We start from the raw sequence: 21,509 nt of genomic DNA on the forward strand, positions 1-21,509 counted from the left end.
CGATTTTAGATTGTAAATGAAAAGAATATACCAACTTATATTATTGTTGTTGTTCGGGTTGCCAACAATGGCACAGATCACGCGCCCCCCTTCAAATCCTGCCGCTCCTACTTTGAAAGTCAATGGCTTAAATATGGATTATTTTAGTCCTAAAGAGTACATCATTGGAGGTACAACGTTAACGGGAGCCAAATATCTGGATAAAGAGGTGATCATCACCTTATCCAAGCTGATCAAGGGAGAGCACATCACCCTTCCTGGTGAAGCGACCGGAAATGCCATTAAAAATTTATGGGCCCAGGGCCTTTTTGATGACATCAAACTTGATGTGGCCAAATTGGATCAGGACACGGTATATTTTGAAATTGAAGTGGTAGAGCGTCCGCGTTTAAGTTCTTTTGAAATAACAGGCGTAAGCAAATCTCAGAAAACGGACATTACCGAAAAATTAAATGCCAAAACAGGTAAAACCATTATCAATGAGAATCTGTACAATACCACTACAGGAACGATAAAAAAATATCTTTCTGAAAAGGGGTATTTTTTCACTAAAGTAAATTATAAAACCAGACCAGATGCCAATCAGGAGAACGGGGTGGTTTTAGAAATTATGGTGGACAAAGGCAGGAAGGTAAAGGTCCATGAGATTAATTTCACTGGTAATAAAGTGTTCACTTCTGCTAAGTTGCGTAAGTTCCTGAAAAAAACGAAACAGCAGGCATTTTATAAGATTTTTGGATCTGGTAAATTTAATAAAGAGAAATACGAGGAAGATAAAACAAAGCTGATTGCCAAAATGCAGGAACGGGGTTATCGTGATGCTGCAATTGTAAAAGATAGTATTTACCAATACAGTGATAAAGCAGTTGGTATTAAAATCGAAGTGTTTGAAGGACCTAAATATTATTTTGGCGACATCAGCTGGTCTGGTAATGCAAAATATGCAACTAATGTTTTGCAGAAAGTTTTAGGAATTGAAAAAGGAGAGGTATTCAGTGAGGAACGTCTGGAGAAAAAACTCAGAGGTTCTGCCAGTAGTGACGATGTATCGAGTATCTATCTGAATGATGGTTACCTGACTTTTAATATTGACCCGGTTCAGACTAAAATTCATGGAGATACTGTGGACCTGGAAATGCGTATTTACGAGGGACCTCAGTATACCAATAACCGCATCACAATTAAAGGAAATACCATTACTAACGACAGGGTAGTCAGAAGAGAGATCCGGACCAAACCAGGAGAGAAATTTTCTAAAGAATTGCTCGTTCGTACAGTTCGTGAAATTGGACAGCTTGGTAACTTCGATGAGTCTAAAACAGTTCCTACACCAAAACCGAATCCTGCGGATGGAACTGTAGATATTGAATATGCGGTAGAGGAAAAACCTTCGGACCAGGTAGAGTTGTCAGGTGGTTTTGGCGGTGGCCGGATTATCGGTACATTGGGTTTAACCTTTAATAACTTTTCATTAAGGAACCTGTTTAACCTGAAAGCTTATAAACCTCTTCCAAAAGGAGATGGCCAGAAATTAAGTTTACGCGGGCAAACCAATGGTAAACAATACCAGAGTTACAGCTTCTCTTTTTCAGAGCCATGGTTAGGTGGTAAGAAACCTTTAAGTTTTGGAATCAGTGCTTTTACCTCCTTGTCTTCCAATGCAGGAAATACAGTTTATGGTGGAGTGGATGAAAGTGATTCCAGGTTTCAGAAAATTCGTTTGAATGGTGTAACTGTAAGTTTGGGAAGAAGATTGAACTGGCCGGATAACTATTTCCAGCTGACCCACTCTGTAAACATTCAGCAGTATATCTTAAATAATTATCCTGGCTATAAGTTTAGCACAGGTACATCTTATAACTTTAACCTTACCCAGGAATTTAGCCGTGATTCCAGAGATTCCCCGATCTTTCCAACAGGCGGTTCTTATTTCCGGTTTACTGTTCAGGCTACGCCACCTTACTCTTTGTTGAATAACATTAACTATGCAACTGCATCAGATAAGCAACGTTATAAATTTACAGAGTACCATAAGTGGAAACTTGAAGGGCAGTGGTTTAACCGCATAGCTGGTAAATTGGTACTGATGTCACAAGCTCAATTTGGTTTCCTGGGCACTTATAACAAAGCTGTAGGTGAAGCTGCATTTGAGCGCTTTAAACTGGGGGGTGATGGTATGCAAGGTTTTGATTTCCTTCAGGGATCTGAGATCATAAAAATGCGTGGTTATGCAAATAATGCAGTAATTCCGGTAGGATCCACTCCATATATTGCACAGAATTCAGGTAGCCCGATTTTTACCAAATATGTTCTGGAATTAAGATATCCGGTTATTGCAAGCCAGCAGGCCACAGCTTACATAGTAGGTTTCGCAGAGGGTGGTAATACCTGGAATACTTTTAAAGAATACAATCCTTTTAACATTAGAAGGTCTGCAGGTATTGGAGCTAGAATATTTTTACCGATATTTGGAATGTTAGGTATTGATTATGGCCATGCGTTTGACAGAATTCCTGGAATACAAGATGGCGGTAAACAGAACTTTACATTTAGTATTGCACAACAATTGGGAGGATTTCAATAAGAAAATTTATGAAGAAATATGTTTTATTATGCTTCTTGCTATTCACGGGTATCGGCGCTTTTGCACAGAAGTTTGCTTATGTAGATACAGAATATATATTAAAGCATTTGCCGGAATATAAGTCTGCTTTAAATCAATTGAATGTTTTGTCACAACAGTGGCAACAGCAGGTAGACAACAACTTTTCCCAAATTGATAAGATGTATAAGTCTTATCAGGCAGATCAGGTTCTGTTAACCGATGATATGCGTAAGAGAAGGGAAAATGATATTATAGAAAAGGAAAAACAAGCAAAGGATTTTCAACGTCAAAAATTCGGACCTGACGGAGATCTTTTCCAGTCAAGGACAAAATTGCTGAAACCTATTCAGGAGAAAGTGACTAAAACGGTTGCTGAACTTGCGAAAAGCAAATACATTGACTTTGTTTTTGATAAAAGCAGTGAAGCAACGATGATGATCTATGCGAGCAGCAGTTATGACCTGAGCAACGACATTATTATAAAACTGGGTTATAAACCAGGGACAGTGAACAAATAACACACAGATATAAAATTTAAAACAATTATTAAGAAAAATAGAAATGAGAAAGTTAATTAATGTATTCTTTGTAGCGGCGGGATTGTTGTTCACTGCTAATGTAGCAAATGCACAGCAAAAGATAGGTCACTTAAATTCAGAGGAAATTTTCTCTGTGATGCCAGAGGCAAAAACCGCTTCAACTGCATTGGAAACTTTAGCCAAAGCAAAACAGGCTGAGATTACTAAAATGCAAACAGAGTACCAGACAAAGTATGAAGGAGCTGTTGCAAAACAAAAAACGCTTAGTGAGGCCAACAAAGATGTTGTGACTAAAGAATTACAAGCTTTAGGTGAAGAGTTACAGAATATGCAAAAACGTATTGATGATGCACGTACTAAAGCACAACAAGATGTTGCTACAAAACAAAGCGAATTATATGTTCCAATTAACCAAAAATTTGAAACTGCAGTGAAAGCGGTTGCTAAAGAAAAAGGATTGGCTTATGTATTTGATATCGCTTCTCAACAAGGTGCAAACAATTTGTTGTATTCTGAAGGTGGTGACGATATTACCGCAGCAGTAAAATCTAAATTAGGAATTTCTGCAGCAGCAGTAGCTCCAAAAAAATAATTCGAATAAAAATATTTAAATTGGCGGAATAGAGCATTAAAGCTCTGTTCCGCTTTTTTTTTAATGAATAAAATGAAATCTATAGGTGTATTTGATTCTGGTTATGGGGGCTTAACTGTATTTAAATCTATTATAAAAGAACTCCCTGATTACAATTATATTTACATGGGAGACAATGCCCGGGCACCCTATGGTGATCATTCTTTTGAAACTGTTTATCAGTATACACTGGAATGTGTAGAATGGTTGTTTTCTCAGAACTGTCAGCTGGTTATATTAGCCTGTAATACCGCTTCTTCAAAAGCACTTCGTACCATACAACAGAAAGTTTTGCCTGTTAAATACCCCAATCACCGGGTTCTGGGCGTAATCCGGCCAACAGCCGAAGTGATTGGTGCGCATACCAAAACGAAAACTATAGGTGTAATGGGGACCCGGGGAACTGTAAATTCAGAATCCTATCCAATTGAAATTGAAAAGTTTTTCCCGGAAGTAAAGGTGGTGCAGCAAAGCTGCCCAATGCTGGTGCCACTGATCGAAAATAATGAACATTTGACCACAGGGGCAGATCATTTTATAAAGAAGTACCTGGAAGAGCTGATGGCGAAAGCTCCGGACCTGGATTGTATTTTGCTGGCTTGCACGCATTATCCTTTGCTTATTCCTAAGCTGGAGCTGTTTGTCCCCCCAAATATTGAATTGCTGTCCCAGGGGGAAATTGTGTCCTCCAGTTTAAAAAAATATTTAAGCAATCACCCCGAAATTGAAAGTGAAATCGGAAAGACAGGAGAAAGAATATTTTATACCTCCGGAGATACGGAGACTTTTGATGTGAGCGCTTCGCTGTTTTTTGGGAAAGTGGTCAAGTCAAAACACATTCACCTTCAATGTTAAGTTTTTTGCATAGATGGACCGAAAAGCTGTATTTGAGCTGATGGTCAGAAGAATGAAAGATTCCAATTCTTTCTAGGTTCTGAATTTTATAAACGGTAAATTTGCGGCTCAAAACACACCTCAATGAGCGACCAGATAAAACACGAGTGCGGAATTGCTTTTATCCGTCTTCTGAAGCCCCTTTCTTACTATCAGGAAAAATATGGAACAGCCCTTTATGGCTTGAACAAATTGTACCTGTTGATGGAAAAACAACACAACCGCGGACAGGATGGAGCAGGTATTGCCACCATCAAATTGGATGTGAAACCAGGAAACCGTTACATTAGCCGTTACCGTTCTATGGCTCAGAACGCCGTTGCAGATATCTTTGGATATGTGCAGAGTAAATTTGTAGACATTCAGAATGAAACTCCGGATCTGATGAAGGATACCGAGTGGCTGAAAGCAAATGTGAGTTTTATAGGAGAGGTATTGTTGGGGCATCTCCGCTATGGGACACATGGTCAAAATAGTATAGAAAACTGTCATCCCTTTTTGCGTCAAAACAACTGGATGACCAGAAACCTGGTTATTGCTGGAAACTTTAACATGACCAATGTGGATGAGTTGCTGGAACAATTATATGAACTTGGGCAGCATCCAAAAGAAAAAGCAGATACCGTTACTGTTCTGGAAAAAATAGGTCACTTTCTGGATGATGAAAATCAGGAGCTTTTTGATGCCTATAAGAAGGAAGGTTATGACAATGTAGAAATCACGCATAAAATTTCCGAAGGTCTGAATGTTGCCAATATACTTCGACGTTCAGCAAAAACCTGGGACGGAGGATATACCATATCCGGAATTGTCGGAAATGGAGATGCTTTTGTAATGAGGGACCCATCTGGTATCCGTCCGGCATTTTATTATGCAGATGATGAGATTGTGGTTGCCGCTTCTGAAAGACCTGCAATACAGACCGCTTTTAACATTCCGTTTAAAGATGTTAAAGAAATTGAACCTGGTCATGCGCTGATCGTCAAGAAAAATGGTAAGGTCACCCAGGAAGTTTTCAGGGAGCCTCAGGAAAAAAGGGCCTGCTCTTTTGAAAGAATTTATTTTTCCAGAGGAAGTGATGCTGAAATCTATAAAGAAAGGAAACACCTTGGTCAGCTGTTGTGCAAACAGATTCTGAAATCAGTTAATGGAGATCTAAAAAACACGGTATTTTCTTTTATACCGAATACAGCTGAAGTCTCTTTTTATGGTATGGTGGAAGGTATTCACCAGCACATCCGTAACCTTCAGAAAGATGCTCTACTTCACCGTAAAGAAGTTTTAAACGACCAGGAGCTGGACGAACTTTTGTCCTTAAGCCCAAGGGTGGAAAAACTGGCCATAAAGGATGTTAAATTAAGAACCTTTATCACCCAGGATGCAGATCGTTCGGATATGGTTGCCCATGTTTATGACACAACTTATGGTGTCATAAAAAATGACGTGGATACCCTTGTGGCTGTTGATGATTCGATTGTCCGGGGAACAACGTTGAAACAAAGTATCATTAAAATCATTGACAGGTTACATCCTAAAAAAATTGTTATTGTTTCTTCTGCACCTCAGATCCGCTATCCTGACTGTTATGGTATAGATATGTCGAAGATGGGGCAGTTTGTTGCTTTTGAAGCTGCTATACAATTGTTAAAATCCCGTGGAATGGCGCATATTATTGAAGAAGTGTATGAAAAATGCAAAGCTTCCCTGTTGTTGCCTAAGGAACAGATTGTAAACCACGTAAAAGACATTTACAGACCCTTTACGCAAGAGGAAATCTCTGCGCAAATTACAAAGATCATTACCCCTAAGGATACTGTTGCAGAAGTAGAAGTAATTTACCAAACGCTGGATAACCTGCATGTAGCATGTCCTAATCATACTGGAGACTGGTACTTTTCGGGAAATTATCCTACAGCTGGAGGAAATAAAGTGGTAAACAAGGCTTTTGTAAACTGGAAGGAAGGCAATAACCAAAGAGCTTATTAAGCCATTTTAATTTACAATATCAAAATAGAAATGCCCTGCCTTTTTACAAGGCAGGGCATTTTTTTATATCGGATATGAATTTATTAACGGTGGTATTTCAGGATAACTTCAACAAACAATCTGATGGCGAAGATCAGGATAACCGCACCTGCAATGCGGTTTAAAGTCTGTATGGATTTCTCCTTGATTTTGTAACGAAGTTTTGCGGCATAATAAGTTTTAACGGAGTCTACAGAAAGCTGGGTGGCCATAGCAATAACAAAAAAAACAACTTTTTCTGCCATCTCGTAATGGAGTTGCACCGAAACAATCCCGCCAACCATAATCCAGAACATTAATGTAGTGGGAGATAACAGGCACATCAAAAAACCTTTTATAATGTATCCTCTTTTTCTGATCTTGATCTTTTCGTCAATCTGGTAATTGACCTTGACTTTTTTGATGAGGTAGTACAAGCCTATGCCCAGTAAAAACAGCCCGCCAATAATTCCTATGTATTGATTGTATTTGGAGTTGTAATCTACAAACTGAGAACTGAATATGGTTGCACTGATGAATATGATGTCACTTAGTATTACGCCTACCGCTAAAGAAAATCCCGCTTTAAATCCTTTCTCAATACTTGTTTTGATCATGGAGAAGAATACAGGTCCCGTTAAAAACGAAAATAAAATCCCTGCACCTATCCCTTGTAATATTGCTTCAAACATCTAACCTAAACGTATTTTTATGCAATATGCAATTTTAAACCCTAAAAACTCCTATTTTTTTCACTAGTTTTAGCGTGTAAACATTACACTTTGGCAAACAATAATTTTTATTTAAGTTTAGAACCTAAAACTATTCACTAACCAGACACATGGAACAACAATCACAAAAAAATTATGGAACGGCGCTGTATACGATCATTACAGTGTTTTTCTTTTGGGGATTTGTGGCGGCTTCAAATGGTATCTTTATCCCATTTTGTAAAACCCATTTCAGTTTAACCCAGTTTGAATCCCAACTGATCGATTTTACTTTCTACGGGGGATATTTTATTGGCTCGCTGATCCTGTATTTTGCTTCTCAGGCGAGTAAAGTAGATATTTTAAACAAAATTGGGTATAAAAAAGGCATTATAGCCGGTCTGGTCATTTCCGCGGCAGGCGCACTGCTGATGATCCCTGCAGTCCATTCTGGGTTGTTCGGATTTATTTTACTGGCATTTTTTGTGATTGCAGTTGGTTTTTCACTGCAGCAAACTGCAGCCCAGCCATTTGTGGTTGCTTTGGGTGCTCCGGAAAGCGGAACGCACCGTTTAAATCTGGCCGGAGGTATCAATAATTTCGGTGGCCTGATGGGACCTGTGATTGTGAGTGTTGTTTTGTTTGGAACTGCAAATGACGCAGTGGCCAAAGAAGTTGACATTACTTCTATTAATAATCTGTATTATATATTGGCCGGTCTTTTCTTTGCTGTAGCCGTATTCTTCGGGATATCCAAGCTGCCAGAAGTAACCAGCAATGAGAAACTGGAATCAAGTTCTAAATCCAATGGTCCTCTTTTGATTATGATCCTTGGATTTTTAATGATGCTTGCTGCAGACCCACTGGTTAAATTAACGGGTTGGAATAAAGAAATTTTTGTTTATTCTTCTCTTGGTATTATTGTTTTGGCCTTGCTTTATGTATACAGCACTAAAAAATCAAATCCAGGACAATGGGGAGCAATGCAATATCCTCAGTTGATTTTAGGTATGCTGGCTATTTTTATTTATGTAGGTACCGAAGTGACCATTCAAAGTAATCTTGGGGCATTACTTAACCTTAAAGACTTTGGCGGTTTGGCAGAATCCGATATTAAACAATATATCTCTTTGTATTGGGGCAGTATGATGATTGGCCGTTGGACGGGCGCGGTTAGTGCTTTTAACATTTCTAAAACAACCAGAAATACACTGACCGTTATAGTACCTTTTATTGCATTTGCAATTGTTTTACTGGTCAACCACTTTACAGGTACAAACGTGGGTAATTTATACGTATATGCCATATCTATTGCAGTGATGATTGTAGCCTTTTTTATTGGTCAGGAAAAACCAGCAAAAACCCTGGCTATTTTTGGTACACTGGGCGTCATTGCGATGGTTGTTGGTCTGTTGACCAAAGGTGATGTTGCTGTATTTGCCTTTATCAGCGGCGGTTTGTGCTGCTCAATTATGTGGCCTTCAATTTTTGCATTGTCAATTACTGGTCTTGGAAAATATACAAGTCAGGGCTCCTCTTTCCTGATTATGATGATTCTTGGTGGGGCAATTATTCCTCCGGTACAAGGCTTCCTTGCCGATACAAGTGGAATACACAACTCTTATATTGTGCCTGCCCTGGGCTTTGCCTATCTGATTTTCTTTGCCTGGAAGGTTAGTGGAGAATTAAAAAAACAAGGAATTAATGTAGAACAGATTGAGGCCGAAGGAGGTCATTAGAATAAATCATTTTAAACAAAAAACTCTCTCCCTGCATAAAGGAGGGAGTTTTTTTTTAATCTATATTTGCCTGATAAAGGACATTTAATCAGCATAGGAGATGAAAAAGAGTTTTAAAGAGATATTTATGCACCTGGCGTCTGACCTTTCGGTGAGGTCACATTGTGTTAGGGCCCAGGTTGGGGCAGTTTTGACCAAGGATACCAGAATCATATCTATCGGGTATAATGGTCCGCCTTCGGGTACGCACAATTGCGATGAAGAATGGCCGGAAACCGGTTGTGAAAGAGATTCGAGAGGCAGCTGTTCACTTGCTTTACATGCTGAGGAAAATGCCATTCTGTTTGCCACAAAAAATGGTTCCAATATTGAAGGTGCAACTTTGTACACTACGCTTTCTCCATGTATAGCCTGCGCGAGACTGATTCTTTCCTCGGGAATTAAAACAGTAATTTATAAAGACTCTTATGCGGCTTACAAAGGACTGGCTAGTGATGAAGGTGTTGATTTCTTAAAAAGATTCGGTGTAGAAGTGAATAAATACTAACTTTGTGTCCATGCTAGAAAAAATCATAATTCTCGATTTTGGATCTCAATATACACAGTTAATTGCACGCAGGGTTCGCGAATTAAACGTTTATTGCGAAATATATCCTTTCAACAACATCCCTGAATTTTCTTCCGATGTAAAAGGTGTTATCTTCTCCGGTAGTCCTTACTCTGTCCGGCAGGAAGATGCCCCTCAAATTGACCTGAGCAGGTTCCATAAAAAATATCCGGTACTTGCGGTCTGCTACGGGGCGCAATATATTGCACAGCAATCAGGTGGGGATGTACAAGCTTCATCCACCAGGGAGTATGGAAGGGCAAATCTGAATTATGTAGCTGCCGATAATAAACTTTTTAAAGGTATTGCCTCAGACTCCCAGGTTTGGATGTCACACGGGGATACCATTACAACTATTCCTGAAGATTTTGAACTGATTGCAAGTACAGATAGCGTCAGAGTAGCTGCTTTTCAGGTTAAAAATACAGAAACTTATGCGATACAATTCCATCCCGAAGTTACCCATAGCCTGGATGGAAAACAATTGCTTCAAAATTTCCTGGTAGATGTCTGCGGCTGTCACCAGCAATGGACCCCTGATGCTTTTGTGGAAACCACCATTGCAGCACTTCAGGAAAAATTGGGTAATGATAAAGTTGTTCTTGCCCTTTCGGGTGGGGTCGATTCCAGTGTTGCGGCCATCCTGTTGCACAAAGCTATAGGTAAAAACCTTCATTGTATTTTTGTAGACAACGGATTACTTCGTAAAGATGAATATGAAGCCGTTTTGGAACAATATAAACACCTTGGTCTGAACATTAAAGGGGTAGATGCAAAAGATCGCTTCTTGAGCCAGCTGGCGGGTGTAAAAGACCCGGAATTGAAAAGAAAAGCGATTGGAAGGGTTTTTATTGAGGTATTTGACGATGAGGCGCACCTGGTACAAGACGTAAAGTGGTTGGCCCAGGGAACTATTTATCCGGATGTGATCGAATCTGTTTCGGTTAAAGGACCTTCGGCAACAATAAAATCACATCATAATGTTGGAGGGTTGCCCGATTTTATGAAGCTTCAGGTTGTTGAGCCACTAAATACCCTGTTCAAGGATGAGGTCAGAAGAGTAGGCCGTTCTTTAGGTCTGGAAGACTTCATTATAGGACGCCATCCTTTCCCGGGACCGGGACTGGCCATCAGGATTCTTGGAGAAGTAACCGCCGACAAGGTGGCTATTTTGCAGGAAGCAGATGCCATTTACATCAACAATCTTAAAGAAGCCGGTCTCTATGATAAAGTATGGCAGGCAGGGGCGATTTTTCTGCCGGTACAATCTGTTGGAGTAATGGGCGATGAGCGTACTTACGAAAATGTAATTTGCCTCAGGGCTGTAGAATCTGTGGATGGAATGACCGCCGACTGGTGCCATTTGCCATATAATATACTCGCTAAAATTTCTAATGAAATTATAAACAAAGTAAAAGGAATAAACCGGGTAGTATATGATATCAGTTCTAAACCACCTGCGACGATTGAGTGGGAATAAATATATAATACTTGTTCTTGCCGGATTGTGCCTGACGGCTTGTTCCCGTAAGGTACGGCCCGGCAAGACTAAAGTTACAGAAGAAGTCAAGAAAGAAGAGGTAAAACCTGTAAAGAAATTTACCCAGGCTTCTGTGGCTTTACTTGTCCCTTTCAAACTGAATGAATTCAAAGCTACTCCTGCAAATAAATTAAGTATAGAGCGGTATTCCATGGCGATTGATTTTTATCAGGGCTTTAAAATGGGAATTGACTCTGCAGCCTCGGCTGGCCTGAACTTTAAACTGCAGGTGTTTGATACCCGGGACGACAATACCCGAATTGAAAACCTGATCAGGAACAATAGCTTGCTGCAAAGTAATCTTATTGTTGGACCGGTATTCCCGGACGGACAAAAATATATTGCAGCCTACGCAGCAAAAAATGATTTGACCATCGTGTCCCCCTTAGCGGCCAGCCAGCCTTCTGAATTTGGGAATCCAAATCTGGTGTCTATTGTGAATAATATTGATTTGCATGCCGGTAAAATTGGGAACTACATCAGCAGGAGGTATAATCCTGAAAATACAGTCGTGGTGTTAATCAGTACAAAAAAAGAGGCCGATGAAATACTGGGTGCTCCTTTAAGAACATATTTTCAATCAGAGAAAGGCAAAAAATTTAAGTTCGAAGAGTATGCTTCTGCTTTCAGCCTGGAGACAAAAGCCTCAAAAGCAAAAAAGTATGCCATTTTGCTGAGTTCTTCGGACAGGCCCTTTGTTGCGGCAACCATTGATAAACTGCTGAAAATGCAAAAGGCTGGTTTTAATATTGATCTTTTTGGTCATCCGGACTGGGTAAAGCAAAATTATACAACTGAAAAACTACAGGCTTTAAATACAATTGTCACCTCTTCGTACAAGGTTAATTATAAGAGTCCTGCTGTTATTGACTTTATCAGAAAGTACAGAACAGCTTATAATTTTGAACCAAGTGAATACGCCTTCAAAGGGTTTGATATTGGTTATTTCTTTGGTCATCTTCTTGGGGAGCACGGAGAAAGCTATCGTAAATATTTGACAAAGGAAAAATATAAAGGTCTTCACAATTCTTTTAGTTTTATATATGATGACCAAAATGGCTACATCAATACCAGCTTAATGTTACTTAAGTATAAAGACTATACCTTAAACAGCATAGAATGAGAATAGAACACCAAATAAGGGCTTTTGAGCAGCTATTGAAAAGCTATGATGCCCAATTGCCCCTTCACCGGTTTTTGGTGGCTTATTTTAAAAAAAACAAACAGATGGGCTCATCGGACAGACGTTGGGCCAGCCGTTATTTATATAGTTTTTTTCGTTTAGGCAAGGCGTTGCCAAAGGAGCAACCTGTTCATCGACTCGCTGTTGCCGACTTTTTATGTAATGGACAAAGCAGTATGGTCATTGATACCTATCTGCCACACTTTTCTCAGCAGGTTGATCTTCCGCTAAATGCGAAAATTACTTTAATAAAAGATCTTTACCCATCCTTTGACCATAAGGATATCTTCCCATTTCCTGAATCACTTTCACAGAGCATAGATCAGGAAGCGTTTTGTTTATCCTTTTTGATTCAGCCGGATCTGTTTATCCGGGTACCCCAGGCCTATTCCCTGGCTGCGTTAAATACACTAAAGGAGGCAGGTATTGTTGTACGTGACCTGAATGAAACAACCTTTGCCTTACCAAACGGAACAAAACTGGAGCAGGTTTTGCCCGAAAATATAAATTATCAGGTTCAAGACCTTTCTTCGCAAAAGACAGGAAATATTTTTGAGCCCAAAAAATATGATTACTGGTGGGATTGTTGTGCCGCTTCAGGTGGAAAGTCCTTACTTCTATACGATTTGGAACCAAAAATAGAGCTTCTGGTCAGTGATGTTCGTGCAAGCAGCCTGCAGAACCTGGAAGAACGTTTTAGGTTGGCCGGTTTGAAAAAATATCAAAAGAAAGTACTTGATCTGCTTGTGAACAACGATCAGGAACTTCATCATTATTCTTTTGACGGAATTATTCTGGATGCCCCTTGTTCGGGCTCGGGGACCTGGGGACGGACACCCGAAATGCTGAGTTATTTTGAAGCACACAGGATCAGCTATTTTAGCAAATTGCAAAAAAGTATTGCCGCAAATGTGATTAAATACCTTAAACCCGGTAAGCCTTTAATTTACATCACCTGCTCTGTGTTTAAGGCAGAAAATGAAGAAGTCGTTGCATGGTTGCAGCAGGAGTATGGCCTGAGGCTGGAAAAAATGGAGGTCATTAAAGGCTATCAGGAAAAAGCAGATACGATGTTTGCTGCCAGACTGATTAAAAACTAGCTATTTTTTGTGGTGCAGGCCAAACCAATCCAGTACCTTTCGTTTAAGGTATTGGAAAGCTTCGATGCCCACGGCAAGGAGGCCTATGATCAGGGTAAATTGTTCAAAGCTGTTCATGAGCTTTTTTTTGTAATTAGACGCAGCCGAGGCTAAAAAGTTACAGCCCCGTATTGTTTCTGAACAACTTAATTGCAATCGCGAGGAGAATAATACCAAAAGCCTTCCTCAATACATTAAGCCCCGATTTGCCAAAAAGTTTTTCAAGACGTTCTGTGTTTTTTAGAACAAAATATACGAATATCATATTAATGATGATGCCCACAATAATGTTTTGGGTCGCATATTCTGTTTTTAAAGAAAGTAAGGTCGTCATGGTTCCTGCACCGGCTATAAGTGGAAAAGCAAGGGGGACGATAGATACCGTTTCCGGTGCATCACCCTCTTTGAATATGGTCAGTCCAAGGACCATTTCCATAGCAATAAAGAAAATAACAAAAGATCCGGCAATGGCAAATGATTCTACGTCAAGGCCAATAACTTTGAGTAGTGTCTCTCCTGCAAACAAAAAAATGATCATGAGTACAGTGGCCACAATACTGGCTTTTTCGGATTGAATATGGCCGGCTTTCCTGCGAAGTTCGATGACTACCGGAATGGCGCCTAAAATATCGATGATGGCAAAAAGCACCATTGAAGTCGAGAGGATCTGTCTGAAATTAAATTCCATAACCATTAATTTAAAATACAAAGCTACATAATAATTGCTGATAAAAAATAAGAGGCAGACCCTAAGGCCTGCCTCTTATTTTTTATCTCTTAATGGAAATGGATTTTAACCTGCGTTATGTTCATTTCTGATCTTACTGTGTTTTTTACTGTAGGCAAAATAAATAACTACCCCCAGGGCCATCCATATGGCTAAACGCTCCCAGCTGACAATAGGTAAAGAAGCCATCATCAACACGCAAACAAGTATACCCAGAATCGGAATTAAAGGTACCCATGGTGTGCGGAATGGTCTTTCCAGTCCTGGATTGGTTTTTCTTAAAATCAATACCCCGATACAAACCAGTGAGAAGGCAAATAGAGTACCAATGCTCACCATATGTCCTAAGTCAGATACCGGTACGAAACCTGTAAATATGCTTACGAAGACCATAAAGACCAGGTTGGTTTTCCATGGGGTCTGGTTTTTCTTATGTAAGTCAGAAAAGATCTTTGGCAACAGGCCATCTTTACTCATGCTGTAAAACACACGGCTTTGACCTAATAACATCACCAGGATCACAGAGGTGTAACCTGCTAGAATGGCAATCATCAGAAAGCGGTTTAGGAAAGTGTAACCGGTTTGGGCAAAAGCAGTAGCAACCGGTTTGGCATCACCTGCGAATTTGGTGTAGTTTTCCAATCCTGTCATTACATAAGCAAACAATACATAAAGTATGGTACAAACCACCAGTGAACCGATAATCCCAACGGGCATGCCTTTTTGAGGGTTTTTGGCTTCCTGCGCGGCAGTACTGACGGCATCAAAGCCAATAAAAGCAAAGAAAACCACACCGGCGCCCCTAAGTACCCCGCTGATGCCAAAACGTCCAAAATCCGGACTGGTGAAGAAATCAAGAAAACCTTTTGTTCCGGCCTTTACCGCTTCTTCTCCGGCATTAGGCGGAATAAATGGATGATGATTGGCTGCATTGATAAAGCCCCATCCCAAAGCAATAAAAATCAATACCACGGCTACTTTTACAATCACCAGGATATTGTTCACAAAAGAAGAATCTTTGGTCCCCTTCATTAACAATAGGGAAAGGAGGCAAACAATAATAATTGCCGGAAGATTGACTACCCCACCTTCCCAGGGGCCATGCAGTAAATGGTCTGGAAATTTAATCCCAAACTCCAGCAAAAACTGCGAGAAATATTGTGACCAGCTGGAGGCCACCGTAGCTGCACTCAATGCATATTCAAGGACAAGGTCCCAGCCAATAATCCAGGCCATAAATTCACCCATAGTCGCATAAGAATAGGTATAAGCACTTCCCGCAACAGGAATCATAGATGCAAATTCAGCATAACAAAGCCCGGCAAATCCACAACCTACAGCAGCAATAATAAAGGAAAGGATCACTGCCGGACCGGCATTGTCTGCAGCAGCAATTCCTGTAAGGGAAAACAGGCCTGCTCCAATAATAGCGCCAACTCCTAAAGCCACCAGGTTGAAACTGGTTAAAGAGCGTTTTAAGGTACCCTCACCACTTTCGTTAGCCTCAGCAAGCAGTTGTGGAATAGATTTTTTAAATAACATATATGGTTTGATGGTTAAATTGTTCTTTTAAATGATCTGATTGGCCTGAAATTTAGGCATTTTTATGCTCATTTCTGATCTTACTGTGCTTTTTACTGTAAGTATAGTAAATAACAATGCCTAAGGCCATCCAGATGGCCAGACGTTCCCAGCTGACAATAGGTAAAGAAGCCATCATCAATACGCAAACCAGGATTCCCAGGATCGGAACCAAAGGCACCCAGGGTGTCCGGAAAGGTCTTACCTGGGATGGATCGGTTTTTCTTAAAATCAAAACACCTATACAAACCAGAGAGAAAGCAAACAGGGTACCGATGCTCACCATATGGCCAAGATCTGAAACGGGAACAAAGCCAGCGAAAATGCTCACAAAAATCATAAACACGAGATTTGTTTTCCATGGTGTCTGGTTCTTTTTGTGCAGGTCCGAAAATACTTTAGGCAATAAACCATCTTTACTCATACTATAGAAAACCCGGCTTTGTCCCAACAAGAGCACCAGGATGACCGAAGTATAACCGGCAAGGATTGCAATCATCAGAAAGCGGTTAAGGAAAGTATAACCGGTTTGTGCAAAAGCTGTGGCAACCGGCTTGGCGTCCCCAACAAATTTGGTGTAATTTTCCAATCCTGTCATGACATAAGAGAACAGGACATATAGTAATGTACAAACCACCAGTGAACCTATAATACCAACAGGCATACCTTTCTGTGGATTTTTGGCTTCCTGAGCTGCAGTACTTACGGCATCGAAACCAATAAAAGCAAAAAATACAACACCTGCCCCCCTGAGTACACCACTAATACCGAAGTGACCAAAATCGGCACTGGTAAAAAATTCTAAGAATCCTTTGGTGCCTGCTTTTACGGCCTCTTCACCCGCATTTGGCGGAATAAATGGATGATGATTCGCAGGATTGATAAAACTCCATCCCAAGACAATAAAAATTAAAACCACAGAAACCTTTACAATAACCAGAATATTATTGACAAAAGAAGAATCTTTGGTTCCTTTCATCAGCAATAGAGAAAGAAGACAGACGATAATAATCGCAGGCAGGTTCACTATACCACCTTCCCAGGGGCCGTGCAAAAGGTTTGTTGGAAACTGAATTCCAAATTCCAATAAGAACTGCGAAAAATACTGTGACCAGCTCGAAGCGACAGTTGCAGAACCCAGGGCATATTCCAGGACAAGGTCCCATCCGATGATCCAGGCCATAAACTCACCCATAGTGGCATAGGAATAAGTATAGGCACTTCCAGCGACAGGAATCATAGAAGCAAACTCGGCATAACAAAGTCCGGCGAAACCGCAACCTACAGCTGCAATGATGAAGGAAAGTATAACTGCAGGCCCGGCATTGTCTGCTGCGGCTATACCTGTAAGAGAGAATAGCCCTGCACCAATAATGGCACCCACACCTAAAGCCACCAGATTGAAGCTCGACAGCGTACGCTTCAGGGTGCCTTCACCACTCTCATTAGCCTCCTGAATCAGAGAAGCTATAGATTTTTTAAATAACATAGTTTGAGGTTTAGTTTAAGTTTTTTTTATGAATGTTTGTTTAATGTAAAATCTTCAGGCCCAAACCTAATTAAAAAATCTTTAAAAAGAAAAGGGATTCTTATACAAGAATCCCTTTTAACAGTAACAATAATAGTGATTTAGCTTAGTCCGGTTTGATGCCGGTTTCAGTTTTTATCGCATCGGCCCTGGCAATAGCAGATTGACCTGATGCATTGATTTTAATTTCTTTGGGGGTTATTGCTTTCGCATTTCCATGCACACCAACAGCAATATGAGGGGCAATAATTAAAGATACAATAGACATCAGCTTAATGAGAATGTTCATGGAAGGACCGGAAGTATCTTTAAAAGGATCCCCTACAGTATCCCCGGTTACAGAGGCCTTATGCGGATCAGATCCTTTATATTCCATTTTACCATTGATCATTACTCCTTTTTCAAAGGATTTTTTTGCATTGTCCCAGGCACCACCTGCGTTGGACTGAAATATCCCCATCAAAACTCCGGATACGGTTACCCCGGCCAGTAGTCCTCCTAAAACCTCCGGTCCGAAGGTGAAACCAACAATCAATGGAACAATCAGGGCAATGGCACCTGGTAGCATCATTTCGCGGATGGATGCATTGGTAGAAATGGCAACACATTTTTCGTATTCAGGTTTCGCTTTGTATTCCATAATCCCCGGAATTTCCCGGAACTGTCTGCGGACCTCCTGAACCATAGCCATTGCGGCACGTCCAACAGCAGAAATACATAAAGATGAAAATATAAAAGGAATCATGCCCCCTACAAATAAACCGGCAAGGACATTGGCTTTATAGATATCTATTGCCGTTATTCCGGAAATTCCTGCAAAGGCGGCAAACAAGGCCAGAGAGGTTAAGGCTGCAGAAGCAATCGCAAATCCCTTACCTGTTGCAGCAGTGGTATTTCCCACAGCGTCCAGGTTATCGGTCCTTTCCCTAACTTCTTTGGGTAAACCACTCATTTCAGCAATACCCCCTGCATTATCTGCAATCGGACCAAAAGCATCAATGGCCAATTGCATTGCCGTAGTGGCCATCATACCTGCTGCTGCAATGGCTACGCCGTAAAACCCGGCAAAATGATAAGAACCATAAATTCCGGCGGCGAGGACAAGAATAGGAAGTACTGTTGATTCCATTCCAACAGAAAGCCCCCCGATAATATTGGTGGCATGACCAGTAGAAGACTGGTTGATGATGGAACGGACAGGGCGTTTGCCCATTGCCGTATAATATTCTGTAATCAGGCTCATTAAGGTTCCAACAACCAGCCCAACCAGGATGGAGCAAAACACGGCCATAGAAGTAAATTCAAAACCCCTGATGGACATGGTTGCAGGCAACATCCACTGTACGGCAAAATAAGAAGCGATACCAGTCAGAACAATTGAGAGCCAGTTTCCGATGTTTAAAGCATTTTGTACACTGTCAGTTTCTTTACTGATTTTTACAAACCAGGAAGAAACGATAGAAAAAATGAGACCCAGACCGGCAATGAGCATCGGGAGTAGGATGGGCGCCATACCGCCAAACTGGTCTGTTGATTTAATCTCCTGTCCCAGTACCATCGTGGCAAGAATAGTTGCAACATAGGATCCGAAAAGATCGGCACCCATGCCTGCGACATCACCCACGTTGTCCCCCACATTATCTGCAATTGTTGCCGGGTTGCGCACATCATCTTCCGGAATACCTGCCTCTACTTTACCCACCAGATCGGCGCCCACGTCGGCCGCTTTGGTGTAAATACCTCCGCCTACACGGGCAAAAAGGGCAATACTTTCTGCGCCCAGGGAGAATCCGGCCAGAACCTCAATGGTTTTTTTCATATCAACCCCCGAAGCAAGTGAACCGGCCGGAACAAAGCTGTAATACAAAACAATAAAAAGACCGCCCAGTCCAAAGATGGCAAGGCCGGCGACTCCGAAACCCATTACGGTTCCACCTGTAAACGAAACTTTAAGTGCTTTGGCTAAACTGGTTCTAGCAGCTTGCGTGGTCCTTACGTTGGCTTTTGTGGCGATTCGCATACCCAGGTATCCGGCAAATGCGGAAAAAACAGCCCCGATCAGAAAAGCAACCGCAATAATAGGGCTGGAGTGGATTGGAGTTTCGGTTGAACCCTCCATTGTTCCTGACCAGGCCAGTAAAGCACCGGCTATGATCACGAAATAGGTGAGTACTTTCCATTCTGCTTTCAAAAAGGCCATTGCTCCATCGGCAATGTGTCCGGCAAGCTCAGACATGTTGGCATCGCCAGCATCCTGTCTGCTTACCCAGGCACTTTGTATGGCCATGACCAGGATTCCTACCAGTCCGAAGACTGGTATCATGTAAATTAAATTGTTTTGTAAAAACTCCATAAATTAATTGTATTTGGTTAGATTGGTTGTATTTGCATGGAAAACTGACCCGCTGGTTCATGCTAATATATACAAAAATAAAAGTGTTTAGCACATAAGCAAATTTTTAATCCCCAGAAGAACAGGTACCTATTTTATTATTCATTTTTTTAAATACCTTAGCGGGGACCAAAAAAATAAACAACCAAACCAACCAAAAAACAAATGGAAAAAGACAACCAAGGCGACTCTTTTAAAAGGGAATTGGGCCTTCTCGACGGAACCATGCTGGTCGTGGGCTCCATGATCGGTTCCGGAATTTTTATTGTAAGTGCCGATATTGCAAGGCAGGTCGGTTCAGCCGGCTGGCTCATTCTGATCTGGGTGGCAACAGCCCTGATCACCATGACCGCGGCCATAAGTTATGGTGAACTTAGTGCGATGTTCCCAAAAGCAGGCGGACAATATGTCTATTTAAAGGAAGCCTACAATAAACTGATCGCATTTTTATATGGCTGGAGTCTTTTTGGTGTCATTCAAACAGGTACGATCGCGGCAGTAGGCGTCGCTTTTTCCAAATTTGCGGCCTATCTGTATGAACCTTTTAGTGAAAACAACCTGCTTTGGCAAATGCAAATTGGAACCGATGGTAAAGGCTTGCCTGAGTATTATTCTATTAGTGCAGCACAACTGGTTTCCATTGTCACGATTGTTTTTCTAACCTATATCAACAGCAGAGGGGTAAAAGACAGTAAAATCCTTCAAACTGTATTGACCATTATTAAAATTCTTTCCCTTTTTGGTCTGATCATTTTTGGTTTTACCCTTGGGGCGAAGGCTGAAGTATGGAACGCCAACTGGGCCGATGCCTGGCCTTCACGTTCATTCAATATGGAAAGCATGACTTGGGCACCCATTAGCGGGACTTTGCTGGTTTCAGGTATTTCAGCTGCAATGGTGGGTTCTCTCTTTTCAAGTGATGCCTGGGCAGGGGTAACTTTTATTGCCGGAGAAATAAAAAATCCGCAAAGAAACGTAGGTTTAAGCTTATTTCTGGGGACGCTTATTGTGAGCATCATTTATATTCTGGCCAATGTCATGTATGTATCGGTTCTTCCTTTAAACGAGATTGCAACAGCCAAATCAGACCGGGTAGCAGTTGCCGCAGCCCAGTATATCTTTGGGCAGGCCGGGACCATCATTATTGCAGTAATGATTATGATTTCTACTTTTGCCTGTAACAATGGTTTGATTATGGCAGGAGCGAGGGTTTATTACACCATGGCAAAAGATGGTCTGTTCTTCAAAAGGGCAGCCAGTTTAAACCGCTCAGATGTGCCTGCCTGGGCCTTATGGATTCAGGGGATCTGGGCTTCAGCCTTATGCTTAACAGGTAAGTATGGTGCCTTGCTTGATTTTGTGGTCATTATTGTACTGATTTTTTATATCCTGACCATTTATGGTATTTTCATATTGAGAAGAAAAATGCCCAATGCAGACCGCCCTTATAAAGCTTTTGGTTATCCTGTTTTACCCTTTTTGTATATCCTGGTGGCCTCTGCACTTTGTATTGCCCTGCTCGTTTACAAAACAAATACCTGTGGATGGGGGGTACTGATTATGTTACTGGGTATCCCGGTGTATTATTTAACAAAATCCAAAGAAGAAGTTTAAGGCATAAATTTTAAGCAAAAACGGCGGTGTCTGGAAAGACACCGCCGTTTTTGCTTATTTTAATAATTGATCTTAA

Annotated in this window: 16 protein-coding genes; 11 read left to right on the plus strand and 5 right to left on the minus strand. The window is 41.0% G+C overall.

Features of this window, described 5'->3' with window-relative positions; all coding sequences use genetic code 11:
• The first annotated feature begins 16 nt into the window (after positions 1 to 16).
• From bamA to B0O44_RS17755, 5 genes are all read left to right on the plus strand, one after another.
• Positions 17 to 2,584 carry an outer membrane protein assembly factor BamA gene (bamA, locus tag B0O44_RS17735; RefSeq protein ID WP_394340875.1) on the plus strand — a complete coding sequence of 856 codons (2,568 nt, stop codon included), beginning with the start codon at positions 17 to 19 and terminating at the stop codon, positions 2,582 to 2,584.
• An 8-nt stretch (positions 2,585 to 2,592) separates the two neighbouring features.
• Positions 2,593 to 3,123, plus strand: a complete 531-nt coding sequence (locus tag B0O44_RS17740) for an OmpH family outer membrane protein (protein ID WP_110833486.1) — start codon at positions 2,593 to 2,595, stop codon at positions 3,121 to 3,123.
• Between the two features lie 43 nt (positions 3,124 to 3,166).
• Positions 3,167 to 3,736: an OmpH family outer membrane protein gene (locus tag B0O44_RS17745; RefSeq protein WP_110833488.1), complete on the plus strand. Its 570-nt coding sequence runs from the start codon at positions 3,167 to 3,169 to the stop codon at positions 3,734 to 3,736.
• A gap of 63 nt (positions 3,737 to 3,799) precedes the next feature.
• On the plus strand, positions 3,800 to 4,630 hold the full coding sequence (gene murI, locus B0O44_RS17750) for a glutamate racemase (protein ID WP_110833490.1): 831 nt from the start codon (positions 3,800 to 3,802) through the stop codon (positions 4,628 to 4,630).
• Between the two features lie 123 nt (positions 4,631 to 4,753).
• Positions 4,754 to 6,655 (plus strand): amidophosphoribosyltransferase, encoded by a 1,902-nt coding sequence (locus tag B0O44_RS17755; RefSeq protein ID WP_110833492.1) that lies wholly within the window; start codon positions 4,754 to 4,756, stop codon positions 6,653 to 6,655.
• 83 nt (positions 6,656 to 6,738) lie between these two features.
• Here the strand turns inward: B0O44_RS17755 and B0O44_RS17760 are convergent, their stop codons facing one another.
• A complete protein-coding gene (locus B0O44_RS17760; protein WP_110833494.1) occupies positions 6,739 to 7,365 on the minus strand; it encodes a LysE family translocator in 627 nt (208 codons plus the stop codon).
• A gap of 149 nt (positions 7,366 to 7,514) precedes the next feature.
• Here B0O44_RS17760 and B0O44_RS17765 point away from each other — a divergent pair, with 149 nt between their 5' ends.
• The 5 genes from B0O44_RS17765 to B0O44_RS17785 all read left to right on the plus strand — a co-directional run bounded on the left by B0O44_RS17765 (position 7,515) and on the right by B0O44_RS17785 (position 13,552).
• Positions 7,515 to 9,122, plus strand: a complete 1,608-nt coding sequence (locus B0O44_RS17765) for an MFS transporter (protein ID WP_110833496.1) — start codon at positions 7,515 to 7,517, stop codon at positions 9,120 to 9,122.
• 100 nt (positions 9,123 to 9,222) lie between these two features.
• Positions 9,223 to 9,669 (plus strand): deoxycytidylate deaminase, encoded by a 447-nt coding sequence (locus tag B0O44_RS17770; RefSeq protein WP_170123364.1) that lies wholly within the window; start codon positions 9,223 to 9,225, stop codon positions 9,667 to 9,669.
• A gap of 10 nt (positions 9,670 to 9,679) precedes the next feature.
• Entirely contained in the window at positions 9,680 to 11,209 is a 1,530-nt protein-coding gene (gene guaA / locus B0O44_RS17775) for a glutamine-hydrolyzing GMP synthase (protein WP_110833499.1), read from the plus strand.
• A complete protein-coding gene (locus tag B0O44_RS17780; RefSeq protein ID WP_110833501.1) occupies positions 11,166 to 12,392 on the plus strand; it encodes an ABC transporter substrate-binding protein in 1,227 nt (408 codons plus the stop codon). Before guaA ends, B0O44_RS17780 begins: the two co-directional genes overlap by 44 nt.
• Positions 12,389 to 13,552, plus strand: coding sequence for an RsmB/NOP family class I SAM-dependent RNA methyltransferase (locus B0O44_RS17785; RefSeq protein WP_110833503.1), 1,164 nt, complete (start codon positions 12,389 to 12,391; stop codon positions 13,550 to 13,552). The genes B0O44_RS17780 and B0O44_RS17785 overlap by 4 nt, the downstream gene beginning before the upstream one ends.
• Before the next feature lie 157 nt (positions 13,553 to 13,709).
• On the opposite strand, the gene B0O44_RS17790 is transcribed toward B0O44_RS17785, so the two are convergent.
• The 4 genes from B0O44_RS17790 to B0O44_RS17805 form a co-directional block, all read right to left on the minus strand.
• Positions 13,710 to 14,279 carry a MarC family protein gene (locus B0O44_RS17790; protein WP_110833607.1) on the minus strand — a complete coding sequence of 190 codons (570 nt, stop codon included), beginning with the start codon at positions 14,277 to 14,279 and terminating at the stop codon, positions 13,710 to 13,712.
• Positions 14,280 to 14,384: 105 nt separating this feature from the next.
• Positions 14,385 to 15,860 (minus strand): amino acid permease, encoded by a 1,476-nt coding sequence (locus B0O44_RS17795; protein WP_110833505.1) that lies wholly within the window; start codon positions 15,858 to 15,860, stop codon positions 14,385 to 14,387.
• A gap of 52 nt (positions 15,861 to 15,912) precedes the next feature.
• The gene (locus B0O44_RS17800) at positions 15,913 to 17,388 is read right to left on the minus strand and encodes an amino acid permease (RefSeq protein ID WP_110833506.1); all 1,476 of its coding nucleotides are present in this window, start codon (positions 17,386 to 17,388) and stop codon (positions 15,913 to 15,915) included.
• Positions 17,389 to 17,533: 145 nt separating this feature from the next.
• On the minus strand, positions 17,534 to 19,780 hold the full coding sequence (locus tag B0O44_RS17805) for a sodium-translocating pyrophosphatase (RefSeq protein WP_110833507.1): 2,247 nt from the start codon (positions 19,778 to 19,780) through the stop codon (positions 17,534 to 17,536).
• Positions 19,781 to 19,984: 204 nt separating this feature from the next.
• On the opposite strand from B0O44_RS17805, the gene B0O44_RS17810 reads away from it, so the two are divergent.
• On the plus strand, positions 19,985 to 21,433 hold the full coding sequence (locus B0O44_RS17810) for an APC family permease (protein ID WP_110833510.1): 1,449 nt from the start codon (positions 19,985 to 19,987) through the stop codon (positions 21,431 to 21,433).
• Positions 21,434 to 21,509: the final 76 nt, after the last annotated feature.

It is taken from the genome of Pedobacter nutrimenti, from assembly GCF_003208655.1.
In the GTDB taxonomy this organism is placed as follows: Bacteria; Bacteroidota; Bacteroidia; order Sphingobacteriales; family Sphingobacteriaceae; genus Pedobacter; species Pedobacter nutrimenti.